Source organism: Mesorhizobium sp. CNPSo 4671 (assembly GCF_057784245.1).
This window is the reverse complement of the sequence record NZ_JBWLUW010000012.1, coordinates 142,437-165,566: the sequence shown is the minus strand read 5'-3', so window position 1 is coordinate 165,566 and position 23,130 is coordinate 142,437. Positions and strand designations below refer to the sequence as shown.

General features: G+C 63.3%; 24 protein-coding genes. 11 read left to right on the top strand and 13 right to left on the bottom strand.

What is annotated here, in order from left to right; genetic code table 11:
* Window positions 1-16 precede the first annotated feature (16 nt).
* From AC04SF_RS29270 to AC04SF_RS29250, 5 genes are all read right to left on the bottom strand, one after another.
* A complete protein-coding gene (locus AC04SF_RS29270) occupies window positions 17-814 on the bottom strand; it encodes a TrmH family RNA methyltransferase (protein WP_488480598.1) in 798 nt (265 codons plus the stop codon).
* 103 nt (window positions 815-917) lie between these two features.
* Window positions 918-1,262 carry an ArsR/SmtB family transcription factor gene (locus AC04SF_RS29265; RefSeq protein ID WP_027047319.1) on the bottom strand — a complete coding sequence of 115 codons (345 nt, stop codon included), beginning with the start codon at window positions 1,260-1,262 and terminating at the stop codon, window positions 918-920.
* Between the two features lie 155 nt (window positions 1,263-1,417).
* Window positions 1,418-2,200, bottom strand: coding sequence for a HugZ family pyridoxamine 5'-phosphate oxidase (locus AC04SF_RS29260; RefSeq protein WP_488480597.1), 783 nt, complete (start codon window positions 2,198-2,200; stop codon window positions 1,418-1,420).
* Window positions 2,201-2,331: 131 nt separating this feature from the next.
* Window positions 2,332-3,093, bottom strand: coding sequence for a 3-hydroxyacyl-CoA dehydrogenase (locus AC04SF_RS29255; protein WP_488480596.1), 762 nt, complete (start codon window positions 3,091-3,093; stop codon window positions 2,332-2,334).
* A gap of 129 nt (window positions 3,094-3,222) precedes the next feature.
* Entirely contained in the window at window positions 3,223-3,747 is a 525-nt protein-coding gene (locus AC04SF_RS29250; protein WP_488480595.1) for a GNAT family N-acetyltransferase, read from the bottom strand.
* 273 nt (window positions 3,748-4,020) lie between these two features.
* Between AC04SF_RS29250 and AC04SF_RS29245 the strand changes: the two genes are divergently transcribed.
* Window positions 4,021-5,004 (top strand): glutathione S-transferase family protein, encoded by a 984-nt coding sequence (locus AC04SF_RS29245; RefSeq protein WP_488480594.1) that lies wholly within the window; start codon window positions 4,021-4,023, stop codon window positions 5,002-5,004.
* 30 nt (window positions 5,005-5,034) lie between these two features.
* Here AC04SF_RS29245 and AC04SF_RS29240 read toward each other — a convergent pair whose 3' ends face one another.
* A complete protein-coding gene (locus tag AC04SF_RS29240; RefSeq protein ID WP_488480593.1) occupies window positions 5,035-5,514 on the bottom strand; it encodes an ABZJ_00895 family protein in 480 nt (159 codons plus the stop codon).
* A gap of 66 nt (window positions 5,515-5,580) precedes the next feature.
* Window positions 5,581-6,078 (bottom strand): NUDIX domain-containing protein, encoded by a 498-nt coding sequence (locus AC04SF_RS29235; protein ID WP_488480592.1) that lies wholly within the window; start codon window positions 6,076-6,078, stop codon window positions 5,581-5,583.
* Window positions 6,079-6,149: 71 nt separating this feature from the next.
* Here AC04SF_RS29235 and AC04SF_RS29230 point away from each other — a divergent pair, with 71 nt between their 5' ends.
* The gene (locus AC04SF_RS29230; protein ID WP_488480591.1) at window positions 6,150-7,079 is read left to right on the top strand and encodes a metallophosphoesterase family protein; all 930 of its coding nucleotides are present in this window, start codon (window positions 6,150-6,152) and stop codon (window positions 7,077-7,079) included.
* On the opposite strand, the gene AC04SF_RS29225 is transcribed toward AC04SF_RS29230, so the two are convergent.
* The 4 genes from AC04SF_RS29225 to leuA all read right to left on the bottom strand — a co-directional run bounded on the left by AC04SF_RS29225 (window position 7,063) and on the right by leuA (window position 12,682).
* Complete coding sequence (locus AC04SF_RS29225) at window positions 7,063-7,677, bottom strand: hypothetical protein (RefSeq protein WP_488480590.1); 615 nt, start codon at window positions 7,675-7,677, stop codon at window positions 7,063-7,065. The two genes, AC04SF_RS29230 and AC04SF_RS29225, sit on opposite strands and share 17 nt — an antisense overlap.
* 195 nt (window positions 7,678-7,872) lie before the next feature.
* Entirely contained in the window at window positions 7,873-8,676 is an 804-nt protein-coding gene (locus AC04SF_RS29220; protein ID WP_488480589.1) for an alpha/beta fold hydrolase, read from the bottom strand.
* A 239-nt stretch (window positions 8,677-8,915) separates the two neighbouring features.
* Complete coding sequence (locus AC04SF_RS29215) at window positions 8,916-10,682, bottom strand: tetratricopeptide repeat protein (protein WP_488480588.1); 1,767 nt, start codon at window positions 10,680-10,682, stop codon at window positions 8,916-8,918.
* Window positions 10,683-10,936: 254 nt separating this feature from the next.
* A complete protein-coding gene (leuA, locus tag AC04SF_RS29210) occupies window positions 10,937-12,682 on the bottom strand; it encodes a 2-isopropylmalate synthase (RefSeq protein WP_488480587.1) in 1,746 nt (581 codons plus the stop codon).
* A 428-nt stretch (window positions 12,683-13,110) separates the two neighbouring features.
* Between leuA and AC04SF_RS29205 the strand changes: the two genes are divergently transcribed.
* The 3 genes from AC04SF_RS29205 to AC04SF_RS29195 are packed head-to-tail and all read left to right on the top strand — an operon-like array spanning window position 13,111 to window position 15,372.
* Entirely contained in the window at window positions 13,111-14,277 is a 1,167-nt protein-coding gene (locus tag AC04SF_RS29205) for an ATP-grasp domain-containing protein (RefSeq protein ID WP_488480586.1), read from the top strand.
* Between the two features lie 4 nt (window positions 14,278-14,281).
* Window positions 14,282-15,058, top strand: coding sequence for an esterase family protein (locus tag AC04SF_RS29200; RefSeq protein WP_488480585.1), 777 nt, complete (start codon window positions 14,282-14,284; stop codon window positions 15,056-15,058).
* Window positions 15,058-15,372 (top strand): nuclear transport factor 2 family protein, encoded by a 315-nt coding sequence (locus tag AC04SF_RS29195; protein WP_488480584.1) that lies wholly within the window; start codon window positions 15,058-15,060, stop codon window positions 15,370-15,372. The genes AC04SF_RS29200 and AC04SF_RS29195 overlap by 1 nt, the downstream gene beginning before the upstream one ends.
* A 10-nt stretch (window positions 15,373-15,382) precedes the next feature.
* On the opposite strand, the gene AC04SF_RS29190 is transcribed toward AC04SF_RS29195, so the two are convergent.
* Window positions 15,383-16,915 (bottom strand): MFS transporter, encoded by a 1,533-nt coding sequence (locus AC04SF_RS29190; RefSeq protein WP_488480583.1) that lies wholly within the window; start codon window positions 16,913-16,915, stop codon window positions 15,383-15,385.
* A gap of 147 nt (window positions 16,916-17,062) precedes the next feature.
* Here AC04SF_RS29190 and AC04SF_RS29185 point away from each other — a divergent pair, with 147 nt between their 5' ends.
* The 6 genes from AC04SF_RS29185 (at window position 17,063) to AC04SF_RS29160 (ending at window position 22,002) form a co-directional block, all read left to right on the top strand.
* Window positions 17,063-17,950, top strand: a complete 888-nt coding sequence (locus AC04SF_RS29185; RefSeq protein ID WP_096449467.1) for a LysR family transcriptional regulator — start codon at window positions 17,063-17,065, stop codon at window positions 17,948-17,950.
* Between the two features lie 178 nt (window positions 17,951-18,128).
* Window positions 18,129-18,542 (top strand): MarR family winged helix-turn-helix transcriptional regulator, encoded by a 414-nt coding sequence (locus AC04SF_RS29180; RefSeq protein WP_488480582.1) that lies wholly within the window; start codon window positions 18,129-18,131, stop codon window positions 18,540-18,542.
* 54 nt (window positions 18,543-18,596) lie between these two features.
* The gene (locus AC04SF_RS29175) at window positions 18,597-19,160 is read left to right on the top strand and encodes a cysteine hydrolase family protein (RefSeq protein WP_488480581.1); all 564 of its coding nucleotides are present in this window, start codon (window positions 18,597-18,599) and stop codon (window positions 19,158-19,160) included.
* Between the two features lies 1 nt (window position 19,161).
* Window positions 19,162-19,491: a hypothetical protein gene (locus AC04SF_RS29170; protein ID WP_488480580.1), complete on the top strand. Its 330-nt coding sequence runs from the start codon at window positions 19,162-19,164 to the stop codon at window positions 19,489-19,491.
* Window positions 19,488-20,768: an MFS transporter gene (locus AC04SF_RS29165; protein WP_488480579.1), complete on the top strand. Its 1,281-nt coding sequence runs from the start codon at window positions 19,488-19,490 to the stop codon at window positions 20,766-20,768. The genes AC04SF_RS29170 and AC04SF_RS29165 overlap by 4 nt, the downstream gene beginning before the upstream one ends.
* Window positions 20,769-20,922: 154 nt before the next feature.
* Window positions 20,923-22,002, top strand: coding sequence for a siderophore-interacting protein (locus AC04SF_RS29160; RefSeq protein ID WP_488480578.1), 1,080 nt, complete (start codon window positions 20,923-20,925; stop codon window positions 22,000-22,002).
* Between the two features lie 23 nt (window positions 22,003-22,025).
* Here AC04SF_RS29160 and AC04SF_RS29155 read toward each other — a convergent pair whose 3' ends face one another.
* Window positions 22,026-23,129 carry an AbrB family transcriptional regulator gene (locus AC04SF_RS29155; RefSeq protein WP_488480577.1) on the bottom strand — a complete coding sequence of 368 codons (1,104 nt, stop codon included), beginning with the start codon at window positions 23,127-23,129 and terminating at the stop codon, window positions 22,026-22,028.
* Window position 23,130: the final 1 nt, after the last annotated feature.

Below are 23,130 nucleotides of genomic sequence, written 5' to 3'. Positions count from 1 at the left end.
CTGTCGTCACGCCTGTTCAACGATGTGAAAAGTGATGCAGCGCGATAGCTGATGCCGCGGCTACGTTCAAACTGTCAAAACCTTTCGACATGGTGATCCGCACGGTTTGCAGGCGCGCAAGCAGGCTTTCGGGCAGGCCTTCGCCCTCGGTGCCGAGATAGAGTGCCAGGCGCCCGGCCGGCTTTGCATCGCGTATGTCGGTTCGTCCGCGCGGCGACAGGGCGAATTGTTGAAAGCCCCGTTCGGCGAGCATCGCTGTAAAGCCAGCGGTGTCGGTGAAGAATGCGAACGGAATCTTGAGCGCGGCGCCGACCGAAACGCGGATCGCCTTTCGGTAAAGCGGGTCGCAGCAGGTCGCGTCCATCAGCACCGCATCGGCGCCGAAGGCGGCGGCATTGCGGAAGATCGCGCCCATATTGTCGTGGTTGGCGATGCCGACGAGCACCACGACCAAGGCTTGAGCTGGCGAGGCATCCAGCAATGGTCCGGCTGCTTGCGGCGTCGCCTTACGGCCGATGGCCAGGATGCCGCGATGCATGTGGAAGCCGGCGATCGCGTCCATCACCGCTGAGGTCACGACGTAGACCGGCAGGTCGGCAGGCGCCTTGTGCAGGATGTCGTTCAGGCCGCTGAGCCGGTTTTCCAGGACAAGAATGGATTCGGCGCCGAAGCGGCCGGACGACAGAAGCAGGTCGAGAACCACTTTGCCTTCGGCGACGAAACGGCCTTGCCGGCCGGCAAGATCGCGTTCGCGGATATCGAGATAGGCGGCGACGCGCGAATCCCGTGGGTCGTCGATGCGAATTGGGTCCATGTCCTGCGCTCAAATATCGAGAGCGTGGCTCATGCGTCGGGTGAGACGCACAAGCCACGCTCCGAAAATCGTCAGCGAGGTAAGCGGCCGCAGGAGCGTCCGGTCAAGTCCCGGCGCGGCGCAATCTCTGCGCCATCTGGGACAGGTCTTCCTTGCCCGTGCCGAAAATACCATCCAGCACGACAAGCAGTTCGCGCACCGCGTCGGATTTGCAGGAATAGTAGATCATCTGACGGTCGCGGCGGGTTTCCACGAGGTCAAGTGCCCGCAGCTTGGCCAGATGCTGGGAGAGCGCGGATTGGCTAAGCATCACCTTGTCGGCGATGGCACCGACCGACATTTCACCGTCGATCAGATAGCTCATAATCAAGAGCCGCTTTTCGTTGCCCATGAGCATCAAAAATTCGGCAGCAGATTCGGCGTTGGCGATTAGCTTTGTCGAGACCATGAATGCCCCATGCTGTTTGCTCATCGAGGCGCCATGGGGGCAATGGTGCCTGAATCCATAAATTCACTCGCGAAAGGCCGCCGACGAGTCAGCGCCTTCTCTGAAGGGTAGAACATTTCTTTCAAATCTCAAGTGTTGCTTTTGATCAAATGCAATTAAGTTTCATTATTTGCCTGCCCGGCCGCCCGGCCGCGCCTGGCCATATCGACCAGGACGGGTCTCAACTCCCGTTCTGAAACCAGGGGTTGTGGAAAGAATACCCGGCAAACATTGTCTCTCGACACCAAATCCATGCCGTCTGCGTCCAAACCGGCGATGCTCCAGCCGTCGCCGTATGCCCCAGCAAAATGATGCGCGTAGACGGCGATCGCGTCAAGATGATCTGCGTTCATGTGTTCGACGGCTGATTGTTCGCTCGCCGCGAGCTCTTCGACGATGGGTCCGCCGGTGACGAAATCGGCGCGATCGAGCAGATAGGCCTTGCCGAAGCCGCCATTGAGGCTGGCGCGTTGCGGCTCGAGGCGAAAGATCGAGAAGTCGCCGAGCCCGGCATAGAGGCTCGCCTTGGGATTGCGGTTGAGATAGCGGCGCTCGGCACGGGCATGCGCGTCCGAGCCTCGCTCGAGCAGCAATGCCTGGCAGATCAGCGTCAGGCGTGGATGCGCCAGCGGGTCGCCCTTGCCCGGTTCGCCAAGCAGCAGGGAACAGCGCGGATCGGCAAGCATGGCAGGCGTGTGCGCCGAGAGCATCGAGACCAGGATCAGCGGCGCGCCGTCGATGTCGGTGGCGACGCCCACCCGGCTTGCCAGCGGCGACCCGGTCCGCGGCTCCAGCACCGCTAGTGCGCCGAAGCGGGCGCTGCGCAGAAGCGTTTTCGCCAACCGGATCGCCTCCGCGTCGGTCTCGCGGATCACGTCCTTATCTGGATCTTGTTGCATCAAAACGCTCGCCACAATTTCTATCGCTTATCGGCGCCGCAGGTCGGATTTGGCAAGGTCGCCTGATCCGCTTCCTTCCTCACCTTGGCCCTGCAGGCGGATCGGTCCTTCCGACAGCAGGTCGGCCAGCGCTATTTCGGCGCCATGCGGATGGCGCCGTCGAGGCGGATGGTTTCGCCGTTCAGCATCTGGTTTTCGACGATGTGCAGGGCAAGTGCGGCATATTCGGATGGCTCGCCGAGGCGGGACGGGAAGGGCACCGCGGCGCCCAGCGAATCCTGTACGTCTTGCGGCATGCCGGCCATCATCGGTGTCTTGAAGATGCCGGGTGCAATGGTGCAGACGCGGATGCCGGAACGGGCAAGATCACGCGCCACCGGCAGCGTCATGCCGACGACGCCGCCCTTGGAGGCGGAATAGGCGGCCTGGCCGATCTGGCCGTCATAGGCGGCGACCGAAGCGGTGTTGACGATGACGCCACGTTCGCCACCCTGCAGCGGCTCGAGCCTGGCGGCGCGGTCGGCGACGAGGCGGATCATGTTGAAGGTGCCGACCAGATTGACCTCGATCACCTTGCGGTATTGATCGAGCGGATGGGGGCCATCCTTGCCGATGGTCTTCACGCCAATGGCGATGCCGGCGCAATTGACCAGGATGCGCGGTTCGCCCAGCTTGCTCGCCGTCTCGGCGACGGCTGCGGCGCCGCTGTCGGCGCTGCTGACGTCGCATTGCACGGCGATGCCGCCGATCTCGGCCGCGACCTTGGCGGCGCGGTCGATGCCGACATCGAAAATGGCGACGCGGGCACCCTTGGCGGCAAGCGCACGCGCCGTTGCCTCGCCAAGGCCGGAGCCGCCGCCGGTGACGATTGCGATCTGGCCGTTCGGGTTCATGGCGTCATCCTCTCCCGGAGCAATTCATTATTTCACGAAAGCGCCGAACCGTTTCACATCTTCCTGGAATTGCTCCAAGAAAATAGGGACGGATCAGGCCCGGATCGGCGGGCAAGGTCAAGCCATGGCCTAGATGTGCTCGGCGACCCTGGCCTGGCTGGCATGGCCGACCTCGCCGGTGAGCCTGGCAACCGCGCCCGTTGTGATCTCGTGCGACAAAAGGCGGTCGAGATCGACAGGGCGCGGCATGGAGATCTGGCCGCGCGGGATCCGCTTGAAGCCGAGCGGTCCGTAATAGGGCTCGTCACCGACCAGTATGACGGCTGGTGCGCCGGCCTTTGCCGCCGCTTCGAGCGCGATCGCCACCAGCCGGCGGCCGATACCCAGGTTCTTGAAGGCCGGCCGCACGGCGAGCGGTCCGAGCATCAGCGCGCGGCCGGCGCCGGCGGCGATGCGCGTCATGCGCACCGAGGCGACGACGATATCGCCGTCGACCGCGACAAAGGACAGCGCCCGCTCGTGGCCGCCGGCTTCGCGGATCTTGTAGGCGGCCAGCACGAAACGGCCAGGCCCGAAGGCCTCGTCGTTGATGGCTTCGATTTCAGGGTCGTGCGCCGGAGTTTCCGGCAGGTATTTCACGTCGGCAAGGCTCATGGTCTTTGCGTTCCGGTAAAGGAGGAAAGGTTTGCTGCAAACGGCAGCATTCGCCAGTCAGCGCTTCATCAAGCGCGGGCGCTCTTTCGTCGTCGGTCAAACCGGATCAAAGCAAAGTCGAACATGCGGAGTGTCCGCTAGCATCAATTTTCGGTCGCTGCAATTGGCCTGATATGTCCGCCGTCTCCGTCAAGTGACGGTCTGTTCAGCACCTGACGTCTTCGGCAGGACAACCTTGCGCCTACATTGGGGTGAGGACGCAAGGAGATTTGCATGGGATTGCTGGTCGAAGGCAGGTGGCAGGATCGCTGGTATGATACGGCGGACAGCGGCGGCAGGTTCGTGAGGACGCAGTCGCAATGGCGCGACTGGATCACCGTTGACGGGGCGCCGGCCGAGGGCCGGACGCGCGGCTTCAAGGCCGAGCCCGGGCGCTATCACCTCTATGTCTCGCTTGCCTGTCCGTGGGCGCACCGAACGCTGATTTTTCGCGCGCTGAAGAAGCTGGAAGACATCATCTCCGTCTCGGTCGTGCACCATTTCATGGGCGCCAATGGCTGGACATTCCTGGCTGAGGACGGCGCCACGGGCGACGCGCTTTATGGCCTCGATTTCCTGCATCAGATCTATGCCAAGGCCGATCCCGCCTATTCCGGTCGGGTGACGGTGCCGGTGCTGTGGGACAAGAAGGAGCAGACGAACGTCTCCAACGAGTCTTCCGAGATCATCCGGATGCTCAATTCGGCGTTCGACGCATGGGGCGATGCTAGCCTCGACTTCTATCCGCAGGACCTGCGCGGTGAGATCGACCGCGTCAATGCGCTGGTCTATCCCGCGGTCAACAACGGCGTCTACCGTGCCGGCTTTGCCACCACGCAGCGTGCCTATGAGGAGGCGTTCGGCGAATTGTTCGCGGCGCTGGACACGCTGGAGGAGCGGCTGTCAAAACAGCGCTATCTCGTCAGTGACCGCATCACCGAGGCCGACTGGCGGCTGTTCACCACGCTGGTGCGCTTCGATCCGGTCTATGTCGGCCATTTCAAATGCAATCTGCGCCGCATCGCCGACTATCCGAACCTGTCGAACTATTTGCGCGACCTCTATCAGGTGCCTGGTGTCGCCGCGACCGTGAACCTGCATCACATCAAGGCGCATTATTACGCCAGCCACGAAACGATCAATCCGACGCGGATCGTGCCGGTAGGCCCGGAACTCGACTATGGCGCGCCGCATGACCGGGCAAGGTTCGCGATCTGAAATCGCCTATGGCTGCAAAACGCCGAGACCTCACTGGAAGGTCTCGGCGTTGATGCGCGCCTGTCTGGCAAGCTCCGCTTTCAAGAAATTCTTGCACATGCGGCTGGAATAGCCCCAGGCGTTGATGCCGAAAACCACAAGCCCGGCAAACAGCAGGATGAAAACCCAGCCGAGAGCAGGGATGGTATCGCTTCCCGGCATGGCTCCGCCCGCAACAGCAAGGCCCAGGAACACCAGTGAAAGCAGGCACGAGGCCAAAGACGAAAAAAGCGTTATCTTCCAATATTCGCTTCGATTGAAAAGCCGAAGGTTCCTCTTGACGAATTTGTAAGAGGCGAAAGAGGTCGATCCGAACGTGATCGCGAAGCCACTTGCATGGCCGAAGCTGTCGGGGAGCGACGGAAACATCATCGCGATGCCGATAAACACGGCGGTCAAGCCGACCATCATAAGACAATAAAAGCCGACATAGGGCCAAACGCTTACCGATTTTACTTGTTCGACGTCCATGGATTCGCCCCTCGTGTATTTTCTTGATCAATACGGCCCGGAACTTTTTTAACAGCTAATGCAAGCTTACCAATAGGGCGACGCGGCTTCGTCCTCAAAAACCTCGGCGATCCGCCGCAGTGTCGCTGGCGTCGTGTCCCTGGGCAAACGATCGAGCGGGAAGAAACCGGCCTCGGCGATCTCGTGGTCCGGCTGCTTCGGCGCTGTCTGGCTGAAATGCTCAATGACGTAGAAGCCGACATGGTCGCGCCGGCTGGAACGGCGGTTGAAATGCATCGATTTCAACAGCGGCGGTGCCGCCAGCGCGATGTTGCCTTCCTCGGCGAGTTCCCGCGCCAGCGCTTCGGCCAGCGTCTCGCCGACTTCGACGCCACCGCCGGGAAGCTGCCAGCCCGGCACATAGGTGTGGCGGATTAGAAAGAGGGAATTGGTCGCCGTGTCGTGGACGAGGCCGCGCACGCCGAGCGTCATCGGCCGCCGCAGCACGAAATAGAGGTGAAACAATCTGGCCCGCAACCCCGGCCAGCCGATCTGGCGGAAAGCGGTTTCGGGATCGTTTGTCATCGTTGGCGAAACCGTGGGTGGAAAGCCAAGCTTTTGTGGCAAGGAGGACGCGCGTCGCCTATGAAAGAAACATGTTCAGGCTCGCGCATATTTCCGATGTCCATCTGGGGCCGCTCCCCGATGTATCCTATCGCGATCTCGCCTCCAAGCGTGTGCTCGGCTACGTCAACTGGCAGCGCAACCGCCGCCGCCACATGCATGACGCCGTCATAGATGCCATCACCGCCGACATCAAGGCGCAGGACCCCGACCATCTCGCCGTCACCGGCGATCTGGTCAATCTGGCGCTCGACGGTGAGATCGAGATGGCCAAGCACTGGCTGGAGACGCTGGGATCGCCGCACGACGTTTCCGTCGTTCCGGGAAACCACGACGCCTATGTGCCAGGCGCCTTCGACAAGGTCTGCCGGTCATGGGCGGCCTGGATGAGCGGCGACGGTGTCAACACGCCGGTCGACCGCAACGCATTTCCCTATCTGCGCGTGCGCGGCAATGTAGCGCTGATCGGCGTCTCGACGGCGCGCGCCACGGCACCCTTCATGGCCAATGGTTTCTTCATGGAGGGGCAGGCGGAGCGGCTTGGCAAGATCCTGCGAGACACCGGCGGGCAAGGCCTGTTTCGCGCGATCATGATCCACCATCCGCCGGTGCGCGGCGCCGTCTCGCAGCACAAGCGGCTGTTCGGCATCTCACGCTTCCACAAGGTCATTCGCAAGAACGGTGCGGAACTCGTCCTGCACGGTCATTCGCATCTGCCGTCGCTGTTCCAGATCGGGCTGCGCGGCACCAAGGTTCCGGTGGTCGGTGTCGCCGCCGCCGGCCAGGCGCCGGGCGGCAAGCATCCGGCGGCACAGTACAATCTGTTCGACATCGATGGCGAAAAGGGCAATTGGCGCATCCGCTTGACGCGGCGCGGCCTGACCGGGCCGGCGATTCCGCCTGCCGACCTGCAGACGCTGGAGATCGGCGCGGAGGCGCCAGCCACTATGGCCGCAGGCTGAGCCCCATCGCCACGATACGGTCCCAGAACAGGGCGGCCGACACCGCCAGGCCGACCAGGGCGCCGGCGGCGATCACGCCAAGGCCCGACAGGAAGGCCGACCAGCCCTTGCTGCGCGCCATCGAGCGCAGCGGCGGTTCGGCTTCCGCTACTTCGGCACGCTTCATGCCGGCGACGGCCGGCTCGACCCCGCCTTCCATCATCCTCTGGCGTTCGACAATGCGCTCGGCGACATAGCGGGTCACGGAATCGGCAATCGGCTTCATCTCGGTCGATTCGGCAAGCACCACGCGGCCGATGCGGGTGTCCTTGAGGAAGCGGTAGGTGCGGCGGTCGCGCCCCATCGCGACATGACTGACGGCATCGATCCACAGGCGTGGCTGCAGCCCAGCGGACACGACGAAGTCGAAATTGTCCATGTCGGCGGGCACGTCGGCAAAGATGGGTGCAAGCTCGGCGGCCAGGAGATCGAGGCGCATGCGATGCGCCTCGCGCATGTCGACGACAACATCGTCGCGGTCGGCGAAGGCATTCTTCACACCACGGATGGCATCGGACAGTTTCCTTGACGGATCGATCTTTTCGCCTGCGTCCTTCATCGGCGTCTGCCTCGCGGGGTTGGTTAACATGGGGTTAACACAGCCGCCGGCAAAATGCACTGGCGAGATAGACGGACCAAGGCGCTGGGTATCGTGCCTGAAGCGCTTCATGCGACGCGCTTCAGGTCTTTGTTTTTATGCATGTCGTTCTCCCAAAACCGAGGTTACTTTTGGGCGACAAGCATTAGAGGGAACTCAGCCGGTCGCGGCGGCGAGTTTCGCGCGAACAGCCCTGGCGCGACGGTTCATATTGCGCTGGATGATGCTGGCCATCAGATCGGGCGCTTCCTCGATCAGCATATGGCCGGCCTCCAGCACGTGATGCACATGAAAGCGTGCGGGCAGGTCATCCGCATGGGTGAAGGGCAGCACCGTGTCATCACTGCCCCACACCACCATCACCGGCATGGTCAGCCTGTCCAGCAGGTCGCGCGGGATGACGCCTTGCCGGTCGTCCCTGGTCATGGCGGCGGCGATCTCGACGAGTTTTTCGACTTGCCCGGGCCGCTTGCGCATTTGGAACAGCACATCGGCGACGCGTGGCGAAGGCGTGCTGGCGGGCCCTGACATCGCGCCAAGGCAGGCACGCACCTCGGCAAGATCCCGTGCCCCGGCATAGCGGCGCAGCAAGGGGCCGTTGATCTCCGGGCCAAAACCGCCAGGCGCCAGCAAGGTCAGCGAAGCCACTCTCTCAGGCTCGGCCAGAGCCATCAAGGTCGCCACCGCTCCGCCCATCGAATGGCCAACGAGATGGATGCGTTTGACCCGGCGGGCCTCAAGGTCGGCAAGAACGGCTCTTGCCGCGACCTTAGCAGGCCCGGCACCGGGAAAGTCGAGCGACATGCCATGTCCCGGCAAGTCGTATGCAAGGGTGCGCGCGGAAGCGGCGAGCGAGGCGGTCACCTCGCGCCAGACATCGGAGCAGCCGCCGAAACCATGCAGCAGAACGATGGTCTTCGAACCAACACCTTGTTCGGCGGCATAGAGCGATGAAATCATGAAAGCGGGGGGCTTATTGCAGGACTGAGAAAAGCGCGGGACCGGGCACCAAATGTGGCTGGATTGCTCTTCGTCCAGCGCCATAGCCAGTAAAATTTTCGCGATTATTCGCGAGCGCAAGCATGGAATTCAACGGATTCGTCTGGCAAAGCCGGCAAATCAGCCCGATTGGTGCTTTGTTCTCCGCGCGCGAACGCCCAACAATTCCATTGGTCCAAATGGTCGGAGGCTGTTGAGCTTCAGCTGGCGTTGCCGAGTCCGGCGGCGCGCAAGGCGCCGACCAGCCGCTCGGTCAGATCGGCCGGGTATTTTCGCTCGACGAAGGTCGCGCGCGGATCGGCGGCAAATTTGGGGAACTTGGTGTTCAGCTCGTCCAGCAGCGTGGTCACCAGTTGGTTCTGTCCGGCGGCCTTGGCGCCGATCAGACGCGCTGCCAGATAATGCGATTTCGTTGCCGTCGTTCGCAATGCCATGCTGGCCGCTATGGCCTTGTTCATGTCGCCCAGCATGAAATCACCGACGAACAGTCCGTAGTCCCACCATGTCGAATGGCCGCTGAAGGTCTCGGCCGCATGGGCAAGGATCGGCGTTCCCTCCGCGTATCGGCCAGCGAAGATCAGCCCATAGCCGTAAGCCGCGGCCATGCCGAGATCATAGGGATTGAGTTCATAGGCCTTGCGCATCCAGCGGATCGCTTCGTCCGTATTGCCGAGGCGCGAGCTGACATAGCCATAGGCGCGATGCGCATAAGGACTGGTCGGTCCCATCTGCACGCCGCGGTGAGCAAACTCGACGGCCTTTTCGATCGTCGCATTGGGCGGGTAGACATAGTGATCGGAGACCGCCTCGACTTGTAGAGAAGCAAGTTCCGAATAGACGAGTGAGGATTTTGCCCCTGAGTTGGCCAACGTCTCGAGGCAGCGATAAGCGGCCTCATGGGTTCTGGCATTCTGGTCGAGATAATATTTGTCGTTGAGCAGCAAACATTGAGTCAGGCCGTTTGGCGTGCCGGTCTGCTCGATATAGTTGTAGATCGTGCCCGAGGCGGGAAGTGCCGAGCTCAGCATGTCGGCAACACGGTCTTCGACAGCAGCAGGGGCGCTGTCGGCCGGCGTGAGATTGCGTGAAAGAAGCACTCGTCCGGACGCCACGCTTTGCAGTTCGATCGTGATATCGCCCGCGTTCGGACCAGGTAGAATGTCGAATATGAAGCTGGTGGCGTCGTTGGCGGGGTCGTGCCTGTCGATGGTGTCGCGACCGATGAAGTCGATCGTATCGAAGCCGCTCAGACCGGCGCGCAGGGACGCGGCGACGCGGCTGGCATCGGCACCGTCGGCCTTGATGTCGATGTAGACGAGCGGCAGGGCTTCTGCCATCGCCGATAGCGCGATGTTGCTGGTCAGGCCGGCGGTCTCGAGTGTGGCCGGCATGTCGCCGCCGGCCAGCAACGCGCCGCCGCCTTGACGCAGGATCAGGACACCGAGCATGGCGATGACCAGCGCGATCGCCATCCAGAAGAACCTGAGGTGGCGCGTTACGGAAGACGACGGCGCGGCCGCCGGCGCCAGCAACGCAGCGGCCGCAATGGCTCCGTCGGCGGACTCGGATGGAGCCGCTGTCGCTTGCGTCTGTTCCGCGGGTTTGGCTGCTTCCGGCAAGCGGATCGCGTTGAGCTCGTAGGCCGGGACGTAGCCGCCGCGTGGAATGGCGATGCGGACAGGCTCGGCGATGCCTTCATTGGCGAAATACTGCTGCAGCAGCTCGCGCAGCCTGCCTGCCTGGACCCGTACCACGGCATCGGTCGACGGATCGAAATCGCCGTCCTTGCCGAAGACGTCCATGGCGATGGAAAAGCCCTTGAGCCTGTCGGCTTCGCCGGCTTGTTCGCGTTCGACGAGATAACGGATGAGTTTGCGCGCGCGCTCGGACCGTCCGAACGTTTCGCTGGCAAGCAGTCGCTCCAGTGTCTCGCGCACTGCGGGGGCGGCAGGCGTGGCATGCTGCAAGTGTCGATCCTCTCGAAGTCGGCACAGGTTGAGATGCGATCATATAGGGCTCGCACCACCAGACAAGTATACACCCACTATGCGATCGCGTACCCAACCGGATAATTTTCCGGTGGTTAATGGCGCGATCGATGTCGGCTACAGAATGAGCACGCCGCCGCCGGTGTCAGCCATTCGAGGCCAAGACCTTGTTTCGGCCTAAAAAAATGAATGGCGCGAGAGTTGTTTCGATCCCTCGCGCCAGTCGGCAAACGCTACCGCGCCTTGCGGCCGACGATACGGTTGGCGGCCGAAGTCACTGCTTCCAGCGAGGCGGCGACGATGTTGGTGTTGATGCCTGCGCCGAACAGCTTGCCACCGGGATATTCCATTTCGACATAGGAAATGGCCGAGGCATTCGAGCCTCGCTGCATCGAGTGCTCGGAATAATCGAGCACCGACATCTCGACGCCGACATGGCGCGACAGCGCGTCGACGAAACCGTCGATCGGGCCCGTGCCGGTGCCTGAGATGGTCACTTCCTTGCCGTTGTCGAGGATGACCGCCTCGACCACGCGCCGGCCCTTGACCACGGTATCGGGATAGGTGTGGTGGTCGAGGAATTTCAGGCGCGCGCCCGGCTGGTCGACATAAGTTTCGAGGAAGCGCTCATAGATGCGCTTGGCCGGCACTTCCTTGCCTTCGGCGTCGGTGATCGCCTGGATCGCCTGGCTGAACTCGATCTGCAGATTGCGCGGCAGATTGAGGCCGTAGTCGGCCTGCAGCACATAGGCGATGCCGCCCTTGCCGGACTGCGAGTTGATGCGGATGATCGCCTCGTAGCTGCGGCCGACGTCGGCTGGGTCGATCGGCAGGTAGGGCACTTCCCACAGGCCGGTGTTGGCCTTTTTCAGCGCCTTCATGCCCTTGTTGATGGCGTCCTGGTGCGAGCCGGAAAAGGCGGTGTAGACGAGCTCGCCGACATAGGGGTGGCGCTCGGGGATCTTCAGCTGGTTCGAGTACTCGTAGACATCCTTCATCCGGTTGATGTCGGAGCAATCGATGCCCGGATCGACGCCTTGCGTGTACATGTTGAGCGCCAGCGTGACGATGTCGACATTGCCGGTGCGTTCGCCATTGCCGAACAGCGTGCCTTCGACACGGTCGGCGCCGGCCATCAGGCCGAGTTCGGTGGTGGCGATGCCGGTGCCGCGGTCATTGTGCGGATGCAGCGAGATGATCAGGTTTTCGCGGTCGTCGAGATTGCGGCACATCCACTCGATGCGATCGGCATAGATGTTGGGCGTCGACATCTCGACCGTCGACGGCAGGTTGATGATCAGCTTGTTGTCCGAAGTCGGCCTGACGATCTCGGTGACGGCGTTGCAGATCTCCAGCGCGACTTCGAGTTCGGTGCCGGTAAAGCTCTCCGGCGAATATTCGAAGCGATAGCCGCCGCCGGCCTTGGCCGCCATGTCGGTGATCATCTTGGCCGCATCGGTGGCGATCCGCTTGATGCCGCCGACATCCTTTTCGAAGACGACGCGGCGCTGCAATTCGCTGGTCGAATTATAGAAATGCACGATCGGGTTGGTGGCGCCCTTCAGCGCCTCGAAGGTGCGAGTGATCAGCTCGGGCCGGCACTGCACCAGCACCTGCAGCGACACGTCGGCGGGGACGTTGCCTTCCTCGATGCACCAGCGGGCGAAGTCGAAATCGGTCTGCGAGGCCGAGGGGAAGCCGATCTCGATCTCCTTGAAGCCCATATCGAGCAGCAGGCCGAACATGCGCGCCTTGCGCTCGTGGCCCATCGGATCGATCAGCGCCTGGTTGCCGTCGCGCAGGTCGACCGAACACCAGATCGGCGCCTTGTCGATGACCTTGTTGGGCCAGGTGCGGTCGGTGAGGCCGACGGTCGGATAGGGTTGGTATTTGCGGGCTGCCTCTCGCATGCCGCGGGTTGGTTCCGCGTCCTTGCCGGGGCCTCCGGCATCAGGGCGGATTTGTTCTCGTGCGTTCATCGTCTTGTTCTCCCGGCGGCCCTCGGATCCGTCTTCACACGGATTGCTGGCGAGTGGCGCCTTTACCAGATTTTCGTTCGCTTGATGTGACTGCCAATTTTGAGACTGGCCAAGGAGCATGCGCTTGCGCGGCGGTTCGACCGCCGGGCGCTCCTTCAGCGAACCCGGCGATCGCCGATAAGGCCGAGAAGAAGCAGGGTCGAGGCAAGCGCACGCACGGTCTCGCCGGCAAAGCCGGTCTGACGAGAAGCGGTGGTGGCGCGCGTGTTCATGCCGGTTCTCATACAGGAGCGGCCTGTGGGAGGCAAGCGGGTGCTGAATCTGTTGAACATTATCCCTGACGCGGAAGCTCTTCCCCGCGCGCCGCAAATGCGCCAGACTTGGATGCCGGTGGGGCTGCGGTGCGCCGCCGCCATGAGGGGGTGTCGATGAATTTCGTGTTCTTCTCGCCGCATTTTCCGACCAACGGCGCTGATTTCTGCGACCGGCTGAAGAAGGCCGGCGCCACCGTGCTCGGCATTGGCGATGCGCCCTATGACGCGCTGAACAGCAAGCTGAAGAGTGCGCTTTCGGAATATTATCGCGTCGCCGACATGGAGGACTACGATCCGGTGTTCCGCGCGATGGGCCATTTCATCCACAAATGGGGCCGCATCGACCGCTTCGAATCGCTCAACGAGCACTGGCTGGAGCTGGAAGCCAACATCCGCACCGACTTCAACATCTACGGCACCAAGCTCGATTTCGTGAAGAATTTGAAGCGCAAGAGCCGCATGCGCGCCTTCTTCCGCAAGAGCGGCGTCGAGACGATCGCGCAGCGCAAATGCTCCGACCGCGCCGGCGCCATGACCTTCATCCGCCGCGTCGGCTATCCCGTGGTGGTGAAGCCGGATTCGGGCTCCGGCGCTTCCAATACCTTCAAAATCTCCAACGCCAAGGAGCTCGACCAGTTTTTCCGGGACAAGCCCGAGGACGTGACCTTCGTGATGGAGCAGTTCATCGAGGGGCTGGTTGTGACCTATGACGGGCTGGTCAACCGCGACGGCGAAGTGGTGCTGGCGGCCAGCCACCGCTACGACCAGAGCGTCATGGAGGTGGTCAACAAGGACCGCCACATGAGCTACACCTGCTTTCCCCATATCCGACCTGCGGTCGAGGAGGCCGGCCGCAAGATCCTGAAGGCGTTCGACGTGCGCGAGCGCTTCTTCCACATCGAGCTGTTCGAGACCAGGGACGACCGGATCATCGCGCTGGAAGTCAATATGCGGCCGCCCGGCGCCTGGATGACCGACGCCATCAATTACACGTTCGACATCGACGTCTACGCGGCGTGGGCCAATATGGTGGTCAAGGACGCCGCCGGCGGACCCTATGAGGGCAAGTATTTCACCGCCTATGCCAGCCGCAAGCGCCACCTCCACTATTTGCACAGCCATGAGGACGTGCTAGCGGCGCACCGCGACAAGATCGTCCACCATCAGCCGATAGAAGAGGTTTTCAGCCGCGCCATGGGAAATTACGCCTACCAGATGCGCTCGAAGGATCAGGCAGCTTTGCGCGAGGCGGTCGCCTATATCCACGCGGAAAAGGCCTGAGGCGATGGACATTTCCTATCACAAGCATTTCTCGGGCAAGCTCGGCCGCGACATGGGATACAAGCGCTACGGCTATGCCGGCCGGCCGGTGGTGGTGTTCCCGACCTCGCAGGGACGGTTCTACCAGTTCGAGGATTCCGGTGGCGTGGGTGCGCTTGGCGAGTTTATCGACACCGGCCGTATCCAGCTGTTCACGGTGGACGGCATCGATTCGGAATCCTTCTTCGACAAGCATGCCGATGCGGCGCATCGCATCGGCCGCCACGAGGCCTATTTCCGCTACGTGCGCGAGGAGGCGCTGCCGGAAATCCTGTCCACCGCATCGGCCGCCAATGGCGGACGTAAACTGAAGCCGCTGTTTTCAGGCTGTTCGATGGGCGGCTACCATTCCTCGAATTTCGTCTTCCGCTTTCCCGAACTCGCCAGCGGCGTCATTGCGCTGTCGGGCGTCTATTCGGCCCGCGATTTCTTCGGCAAGGCGCTGGAGGGCGACATCTTCTACAACTCGCCGCTCGACTATCTGCCCGGCATCGTCGACCCCAAGCTTTTGGCCCGGCTCAAGGCGCTGCGGCTGATCTTCTGCTGCGGGCAGGGCGCCTGGGAAGAGCGCATGCTGGTCGAAACGCGCCAGCTGGAACAGATCCTGCGCGACAAATCCATTCCGGCCTGGGTCGACTATTGGGGCGGCGACGTCAGCCATGACTGGCCGTGGTGGCACAAGCAGCTGGTCTATTTCTTCGGCCGTTGGCTGGATGATGATTTGATGCACCGATTGGACTGATGACGACACCCGAGCCCATCCGCCGCTTCGTCGAGGCCACCAATGAAGGCGACACCGAAGCCTTCCTTGGTACCTTTACCGACGACGCGTTCTTGAGCGACTGGGGACGGGACTTCCATGGCCGCGAGCAGATCGCGCGCTGGAACCAGTCGGACAATATCGGCGTGAAGTCGCATCTCATCATCGTCAGCATCACGCCGGCGGAAGCCACTTATCGCGTCCGCATCGCCGTCGAGGGCAAGGGCTTCAACGGCGAGGGCGACATGACCTTCACGCTGGATGGCGACCGCATAGCGAGCCTCGTCATCACCTGACACCCGTAGCCTATCCTTCCTGGCATACCGGCAGAGAAACGGGCTCGCGTTCCGCCGCCGATCCGCGACGCAGGCCGAGGAAGACGACGAGGGCGGTGACGATGGTGATTGCCGCCAGAACGATCAGCAGCCTGTCGAACGCTGTCTCATAGGCCTGGACCAGAGCGACGGCGCGGGCCGCCGGCAGATGCCGCGCCGTTTCACCGACATTGCCGGTCACCAACAACTGCGCCGCGGCGGCAGCATCCCTGGAAGAGGCTCCTTGGGCCGCGAGCTGTGCCGCGGTGAAACCCGACAGAGTCGCCAGGACGATCGCCACCGCTACGCCCTCGCAGGCGACACGCGTGGTGTTGAAGATGCCGACCGCCATGCCGGCGCGTTCCCGGGGCACGACGCTGACGGCAAGTCCGTCCATCAGCCCCCAGGGCAAAGCGATACCGATACCGATTAGCACCAGCGGCGCCACCAGCGAAATGGCAACCGGCGGTGTCAGGCTCAGCCAGACGAGACCGGCGGCGGCGATGAGCAGGCCGGCGCCGCAGATCGTGGCCGGCGCGATCCAGCGCGCCAGCTGGCCGGCCAGCAGCGGCAGGATCAACAGCGGCCCCGAGAGGCAGATCATCAATTGCCCGGCCTTGATCTCGCTCATCCCTTCGATGCCGATGAAGCGGATCGGCAAGAGCACGAGCAGGACGACGAAGCCATAGGCGGGCGCCGCCGCCAGGAACTGAACGCCGACAAAACGGGGAAAGCGAAACAGTGTGAGGTCGAGCATCGGCCGCCGCACGCGCCGTTCGACGACAACGAAGGCGGCGAAGAAGAGGGCTGCCGCGGCGAGCAAAGCGATGACGACGGGATCGGTCCAACCGCTCTGCGGCGCCTGCAGGACACCATAGGTCAGCGAAGCCAGCGCTGTGGTGAAAGTGCCGGCTCCCGCCCAGTCAAGACCGGTCGCATCCGGGTCGCGCGATTCCTTGAGGGTGCGCAGGCCCAGCACTGCCGAGGCGATCGCCAGCACTGCCACCAGGACAAAGATCGACCGCCAGCCGAATGCGGAGATGAGCAGGCCCGACGCGATCGGGCCGAAGGCGAGACCGATGCCGAAACTGGTGCCGAGGAAGGAGAAGGCGCGCAGCCGCAGCGGTCCCTCGAATTCCTGGGCAAGTGCGGAGGCGCCGCCGGCGAAGGCCAAGGCACTGCCGATGCCTTGCGCGGCCCTGAACATGTCGAACCAAATGCTGCCGGGCGCCAGCATCGCGCCGAGCGACGCCAGGACATAGAGGCAGAGACCGACGAGGAAGATGCGCTTGCGCCCCTGGTTGTCGGCCAGCGCGCCAGCCGCCATCAGGCTGGCGCCGAAGGTCAGCATGAAGGCGTTCGTCACCCAGTTGAGCGCGATCGGGCTGCCGCCGAGATCGGCGGCGATGCGGGAGAGCGCGACGGCCGGGCCGGTGAAAGTCAGAGGCATCGTCATCGCGGCAAGGCATACCGACAAGAGCACGAGCCATCGCTCGGCCGGGCCGGATGGGGTCTTCGAGGTCATGGATTTTCCTATCTGAAGCAGCATCCGCCGGCATGCCACGTGGGTCGTGCGCCGGTCGTAGCGACAAGATAGGTCGACGGCCTTTCAGGAAAAATGGTATTATATCTCCTGATATACCGGACTAAAACGCTCGAATAGAGGACTGCGATGGATCGTCTCAGTGGCTTGTTGGCCTTCGCCCGCACCGCCGAACTCGGCAGTTTCATCGCTGCCGGCCGGGCGCTCGGCATTTCGGCCTCCGCGGTCGGCAAGAGCGTCGCGCGGCTCGAACAGGAGCTCGGCGTGCGGCTCCTGCAGCGCAGCACGCGGCGCATCGGCCTGACGGAGGAGGGCAGGTTGTTCAACGAGCGGGTGCGCCGCATCCTCGACGACATCGACGATGCCGAGGCGATGCTGTCGCGGACGCGGGAAACGCCGCACGGACGGCTGCGCGTCTCGACCCCGATCGTCACCTATCATCTGCTTTTGCCGGTGCTGTCGGAGTTCATGGCTCGCTATCCCGAGATCGAACTCGACATCGATTTCAACGACCGCATCGTCGACATCATCGAGGAAGGCATCGACGTTGCCATCCGCAGCGGCCAGTTGCCGGACTCACGATTGGTGTCGAGACCCGTTGCGCCCTTTCGCATGCTTCTGTGCGCGGCGCCCTCCTATCTCGAGCGCCATGGCACACCCGGCGAGCCGGCGGATCTCATCAGGCATTTCGGCATAAACTTCCGCTTTCTCAACAGCGGCAGGCTGCTGGAGTGGCCATTCATCACCGGAAGTGCTGAACCGCAGATCCGCTCTATGCTGACCTGCAACAACATGGAAGCCCTGAAGGGCGCCACGCTCGCTGGACTGGGTATCGCCTGCATGCCGGATTTCCTGGTTTGCGAGGCGCTGCGCGACGGCAGGCTGCTCAGCGTGCTGGACGATCATGTCGACGGCCGTGGCCAGTTCCGGATGCTGTGGCCCTCCAATCGCCATCTCTCGCCAAAGGTGCGCGTTTTCGTCGATTTCCTTCCTGACCGGCTTGCGGCGCCGCGATAGCCGGCCAGACGGTACGGTCTTTGGCCGGCCAGACGGCACGGCCTTCGGCCGGCCTGAGGTCACGGTCTTGTGATGCCAAGATATGAAGCTAAACTTTGAAGTTTACCTTCATATCTGCTACGAAGCGGCCATGAAAGATCAAGTGTCTCTGCAAGACGACCCGGAGACTGTGCGTGCGATGGCTTTAGCAGCCGAGCTTCGGGTTGTCGCCGGCCGGCTGATCCGGCGCCTGCGCGAACAGGCAGGCGACGGCGATCTGACCTCGTCGCAGAAGTCGGTGGTGCTGCATCTGGATCGAGAGGGTCCGGCGACGGTCACGACGCTGGCGCGCGCTCAGCATATGCGTCCGCAATCGATGGGCGCCATTGTGTCGGCGCTGCAAGTGGCCGGACTGGTGGAAGGCGCGCCGGATCCGGCCGATGGCCGACAGACCCTCCTGTCGCTCACGCCGGCCTGCCGGGACATGATCGCGACCGGGCGGGCGGCAAGGCAGGATTGGCTGTTCCGCGCCATCCAGTCGAAGCTTGGCCACGACGAGCAGGAGCAACTCGCAGGTGTCGTCGAACTGCTCGGGCGTCTCGCCGACTTCTGACCAATCGTCCGGGTCCAGCGCGCCGCTGTTTCAATCATCTGAAGGACAACACGGATGGCAATCACCACGCTTGACCAGAAGACGGCATTCGTCGTCGTCGACCTGCAGAAGGGCATCGTCTCCTTGCCCGCTGCCCATCCGATGGCAGAGGTCGTTCAGCGGGCCAGCACGCTCGCCGAAGCGTTCCGACGCCACGGCCTGCCGGTCGTGCTCGTCAACGTTGCCGGCGCGCCTCCAGGCCGGACGGAGCAGGTGCCTCGCATGCGGGAATTTCCCGCAGACTGGGCTGATCTTATCCCCGAATTGCAGCAGCGGCCGGCGGACCACATCGTGACCAAACGCACGGCGGGCGCCTTCGTCAACACTGATCTCGAAGCCTGGCTGAAGGGCGAGGGCGTCACCCAGGTGGTGATCGTCGGCGTTTCCACCAGCATGGGTGTCGAGGCGACAGCCCGCCATGCCCGCGATCTCGGGTTCAACGTCACGCTGGCGCTGGACGCGATGACCGACATGAGCCTCGATGCCCACGCCAACAGCATCGTGCATATTTTCCCGAGGTTGGGCGAAACCGGCACGACACGGGACATCCTTGATCTGCTCGCGAGGAGGAATGCCTGATATGCAATGGATCGACTGTGTGTCCTATTTCTTCGGTGGCGCCGTGCTGACGAATGCCGTGCCGCATTTCGTCAGCGGCGTGATGGGGCGGCCTTTTCAAAGCCCCTTCGCCAAGCCGCGCGGCCAAGGGCATTCCTCCTCGACCGTCAACGTGCTGTGGGGGGTCCTGAACCTGGCGATCGGTTATCTCCTGGTGGTCCGTGTTGGAGATTTCGACCTGCGATCCACGGCTGACGTCCTCGCGCTGGGGCTGGGCACCCTCCTCATTGGCGTGATGACGGCACGCATGTTCGGCCGCTTCAACGGCGGCAATTCCCCGGTCGACGGATGAGCGCCCCGGCAAAAGGCACGTTCCGTTCGCTGGCTAATTTCAACTACCGGATCTGGGCCGGCGGCGCGATCGTGTCCAATGTGGGAACCTGGATGCAGCGCACCGCCCAGGACTGGCTGGTGCTGACGCAACTGACCCACAACAACGCGACCGCCATGGGCGTTGTGATGGCGCTGCAGTTCGCACCGCAGATCCTGCTGTTGCCATGGACGGGCTTTGCCGCCGATCATCTCGACCTGCGCAAGCTGCTGCTCACCACGCAAGCCGCCATGGGCCTGCTCGCGCTCGGTCTTGGCCTGCTCACCGTCGCCGGGCTGGTTCAATTGTGGCATGTCTATGTATTCGCCTTCCTGCTCGGCTGCACGACGGCGTTCGACGCGCCGGCGCGCCAGACATTCGTATCCGATCTGGTTGGCGAGACAGACCTGTCGAATGCCGTGGCGCTCAACTCCACCTCGTTCAACGTGGCGCGGATGATCGGGCCCGCCGTCGCCGGAAGCTTGATAGCTTCCGTCGGCTCCGGCTGGGTTTTTCTGATCAACGCGGCATCGTTTGCCGCCGTCCTTGCCTCGCTCGGCCTGCTGCGTCTCAGTGAGCTTCACCTGAAGGACAAGGCTCAGCGCAGCCGCGGCGGCCTTGCCCAGGGCTTTGCCTATGTGTGGAAGCGCCCTGACCTCAAAGCCATCCTTCTGATGCTTTTGCTGATCGGCACATTCGGGCTCAACTTTCCGATCTTCATCTCGACCATGTCAGTCTCCGTCTTTCACGCAGGAGCCGGCCAATACGGGCTGTTGACGTCGACCATGGCGATCGGATCGGTCAGCGGCGCATTACTGGCCGCGCGGCGCGAGCATCCCCGCCTGGTGCTTCTTCTGGCGGGTGCCGCTATTTTCGGCATTGGCTTCAGCCTGGCCGCGATCATGCCCAACTACTGGCTGTTCGGGCTCGCGCTCGTTGTCATCGGCGTCTCGGCACAAACGATGACCACCTCGACGATCGGCCTGGTGCAACTCTCGACCGACCCTGCCATGCGGGGGCGCGTGATGGCGATCCTGTTGGCCACAACCTTGGGCGGCACCGCTCTCGGCGCGCCCGTGGTCGGCTGGGTGGCCGATGATGTCGGTCCGCGCTGGGCGCTTGGCGTGGCCGCTGTAGCCGGCTTTGCGGCTGTGATCGTCGGGGTTCGCTATCTCGTGACGTATCGCCACCTGCGCGTGCTGATCGAGGCCGGACGTCTGCGCTTCGACCTCGATGACGGTAAAGCCGAGCCGACATAGGTGAATGAGCCTTCCCCGGCACTTCGATAAAAATATGATTACTTTGGTCAAGTTTTGTCTGGAAACCCTGGCGGTGCTGTGGCATGCCCGACGATGGCGACGAGGCCAGATCTTTCGGCGGCTTCGTTTGAACCGCTATCGAAGGATTTCAGCGATGGACCAGTTGAGCGCGCAGGCCCGCATCAGCGACGAGGCAATCAGGTCGGCGATCGAGCGTCTGCGCGCCGAACACGGTGAATACGAGATCGAAACCGGTGCTGCCGACCGCTGGGAGCTTCGCCTGTATTACGGGTCGTTGAGCGCCACGCTCGAGAATGACGCCATGCTGGTCCGTGTCGCAGCGATCGACGAGACCTGCCTCTCCTACATGAAGATGACGGTTGCCGGCCACGTCGCCCAGCATCTCGGCACCGCCAGCGGATTGCGCTGGCAAGGCGACGGCAGCGATGCCGGCACGCCGGTCTTCTTCCGCGAGATCACCGTGATGTCGTCGACACGGATCTCGCCGCACATGCAGCGCCTGCGCTTCGCCGGCACGAACCTCGGCCGCTTCACCCATGGCGGCCTGCACATGCGGCTGCTGTTGCCGCCGCGTGGCCGGCGGCCGGTCTGGCCCTCGGTAGGCCCTGACGGCCTGCTTGTCTGGCCCGCGGGCGAGGATGCGCTCACCGTGCGGGTTTACACGATCCGGGCGATCGATGCGGCAAGCGGCTGGCTCGATGTCGATTTCGTGCTGCACCCCGGCCAGGACACGCCGGCCGCCGCCTTCGCGCAGAACGCCCAGGCGGGAGACATAATCGGCATGATCGGGCCCGGCGGCGGCGAGGCGCCGGAGGGACGGACCCTGCTTCTCGTCGGCGATGACACCGCGCTGCCCGCCATCGGCAGGATCCTCGAGCACTTGCCGCCGTCAACGCGGGCCGAGGCGCTCATTGAGGTCGATGGTCCCGATGACCGGATCGCGCTGCCGCAAGGGGATAATATCGACATCGCCTGGCTCTACCGGTGGGACCGCGAAGCCGGCGCCGCCGGCCTGCTGCCGGCCGCGCTCAGGGAGCGCAGCCACGCCGCGCTTGTCGACGGCCTCTTCGTATGGGCGGGATGCGAATTCACAGACTTCCGTGAGATCCGCAAGATCGTGCGCAAGGAATGGGGCCTGGCACGCGACCGGCATCTGGTCACCGCCTATTGGCGCCGCGGCGCGCAGGGCGAAAACGGGGACGGCGAAGAATAAGGCGCCGACGGCGCTGAGGCAGGTCAGTCCCGTATGCTTCTGGCCACCACCCGCGCGACGCTCGGGCCGACGAGCAGCACGATCAGGAAGCGCGCCGATTGCAGCGCCATGACGAAGGAGATGTCAACGTTCTGCGCCGCGGCAGCAATGATGGCCACACTGTCCATGCCGCCCGGGCTGGTCGCCAGATAGGCGGTCAGCGGATCGATGCCGAGGAGGTGGCTGATCAGGAAGGCGAGCCCGCCGCAAAAGGCGATCAACGCCACGATCGAGGCGATGATCTGCGGCAGAGCGCGCGTCGCATGGCGCAGGATCGGCCTGGTGAAGTTCAGCCCGATCGACCAGCCGACCATGGCGTAGCTGACCGCCAGAAGCCAGGGCGGCAATTGCATCTCCACGCCAAGGCCGAGATGGATGATGGCGCCGAAGATGAAGGTGCCGAGGAAGAAGGGCGAGGGCAGCCGGCAAAGCTTGCCCGCTAGGCCGCCTATGACTGCGATGCCGATGGTCGCGGCGAAGGCCTGGGCATCGATCGGCGGGAACCAGATGATGGGTGGGATTTCGATACCCGACGTGTCGACCCACATCTTGGCGACGATGGCGGCCGTCATCGAAACGAAAATGACGCGCAGATACTGCATGAAGGCGACAAGCCGCTGGTCGGCGCCAAAAGCGCCGGCCATCAGCACCATGGCGGTGGCAGCTCCAGGTGAGGAACCCCAGACGGCGGTGGTGCCGGGCAGGATGCGCCAGCGGCTGATCAGCCAGCCAAGCAGGCTGGAGGCCGCGACCGTGGCGATCACCACGCCGAGGAACAGCGGCCATTCCTGGTAAAAGACGGGAAAGATATCGGCCGAGATCGACGCGGCGACGAGGCAGCCGACAATGGCCTGGGCGGAGCCGAACAGCAGGCGCGGCACCCGCACCGTGGCGCCATTGGTGCCGGCGACGATCGCCGCCAGCATCGGTCCGATCAGCAGCGCCGCCGGCAAGGCAGCGCGTTCGAGCGCGCCGGCAAACAGGGCCGAGATGGTGAGCAGGACCAGCCATTGCCAAGGCTTGCCCATCCGCGCCATGTGCTCGGTGGCGGGCTGGTCAGGGGATGGCTGCTGCGCCGAGGAGTCCATT

Excerpts from the sequence above, each read along its gene's own strand:
- AC04SF_RS29220 (WP_488480589.1), bottom strand. The coding sequence starts at position 8,676 with ATGATTTCATCGCTCTATGCCGCCGAACAAGGTGTTGGTTCGAAGACC.
- AC04SF_RS29195 (WP_488480584.1), top strand. The coding sequence starts at position 15,058 with ATGACGACACCCGAGCCCATCCGCCGCTTCGTCGAGGCCACCAATGAA.
- AC04SF_RS29260 (WP_488480597.1), bottom strand. The coding sequence starts at position 2,200 with ATGCAACAAGATCCAGATAAGGACGTGATCCGCGAGACCGACGCGGAG.
- AC04SF_RS29170 (WP_488480580.1), top strand. The coding sequence starts at position 19,162 with ATGCAATGGATCGACTGTGTGTCCTATTTCTTCGGTGGCGCCGTGCTG.
- AC04SF_RS29175 (WP_488480581.1), top strand. The coding sequence starts at position 18,597 with ATGGCAATCACCACGCTTGACCAGAAGACGGCATTCGTCGTCGTCGAC.
- AC04SF_RS29250 (WP_488480595.1), bottom strand. The coding sequence starts at position 3,747 with ATGAGCCTTGCCGACGTGAAATACCTGCCGGAAACTCCGGCGCACGAC.
- AC04SF_RS29155 (WP_488480577.1), bottom strand. The coding sequence starts at position 23,129 with ATGGACTCCTCGGCGCAGCAGCCATCCCCTGACCAGCCCGCCACCGAG.
- AC04SF_RS29200 (WP_488480585.1), top strand. The coding sequence starts at position 14,282 with ATGGACATTTCCTATCACAAGCATTTCTCGGGCAAGCTCGGCCGCGAC.
- AC04SF_RS29165 (WP_488480579.1), top strand. The coding sequence starts at position 19,488 with ATGAGCGCCCCGGCAAAAGGCACGTTCCGTTCGCTGGCTAATTTCAAC.
- AC04SF_RS29185 (WP_096449467.1), top strand. The coding sequence starts at position 17,063 with ATGGATCGTCTCAGTGGCTTGTTGGCCTTCGCCCGCACCGCCGAACTC.
- AC04SF_RS29265 (WP_027047319.1), bottom strand. The coding sequence starts at position 1,262 with ATGGTCTCGACAAAGCTAATCGCCAACGCCGAATCTGCTGCCGAATTT.
- AC04SF_RS29270 (WP_488480598.1), bottom strand. The coding sequence starts at position 814 with ATGGACCCAATTCGCATCGACGACCCACGGGATTCGCGCGTCGCCGCC.
- AC04SF_RS29180 (WP_488480582.1), top strand. The coding sequence starts at position 18,129 with ATGGCTTTAGCAGCCGAGCTTCGGGTTGTCGCCGGCCGGCTGATCCGG.
- AC04SF_RS29235 (WP_488480592.1), bottom strand. The coding sequence starts at position 6,078 with ATGACAAACGATCCCGAAACCGCTTTCCGCCAGATCGGCTGGCCGGGG.
- AC04SF_RS29190 (WP_488480583.1), bottom strand. The coding sequence starts at position 16,915 with ATGACCTCGAAGACCCCATCCGGCCCGGCCGAGCGATGGCTCGTGCTC.
- AC04SF_RS29245 (WP_488480594.1), top strand. The coding sequence starts at position 4,021 with ATGGGATTGCTGGTCGAAGGCAGGTGGCAGGATCGCTGGTATGATACG.
- AC04SF_RS29255 (WP_488480596.1), bottom strand. The coding sequence starts at position 3,093 with ATGAACCCGAACGGCCAGATCGCAATCGTCACCGGCGGCGGCTCCGGC.
- leuA (WP_488480587.1), bottom strand. The coding sequence starts at position 12,682 with ATGAACGCACGAGAACAAATCCGCCCTGATGCCGGAGGCCCCGGCAAG.
- AC04SF_RS29160 (WP_488480578.1), top strand. The coding sequence starts at position 20,923 with ATGGACCAGTTGAGCGCGCAGGCCCGCATCAGCGACGAGGCAATCAGG.
- AC04SF_RS29240 (WP_488480593.1), bottom strand. The coding sequence starts at position 5,514 with ATGGACGTCGAACAAGTAAAATCGGTAAGCGTTTGGCCCTATGTCGGC.
- AC04SF_RS29225 (WP_488480590.1), bottom strand. The coding sequence starts at position 7,677 with ATGAAGGACGCAGGCGAAAAGATCGATCCGTCAAGGAAACTGTCCGAT.
- AC04SF_RS29205 (WP_488480586.1), top strand. The coding sequence starts at position 13,111 with ATGAATTTCGTGTTCTTCTCGCCGCATTTTCCGACCAACGGCGCTGAT.
- AC04SF_RS29230 (WP_488480591.1), top strand. The coding sequence starts at position 6,150 with ATGTTCAGGCTCGCGCATATTTCCGATGTCCATCTGGGGCCGCTCCCC.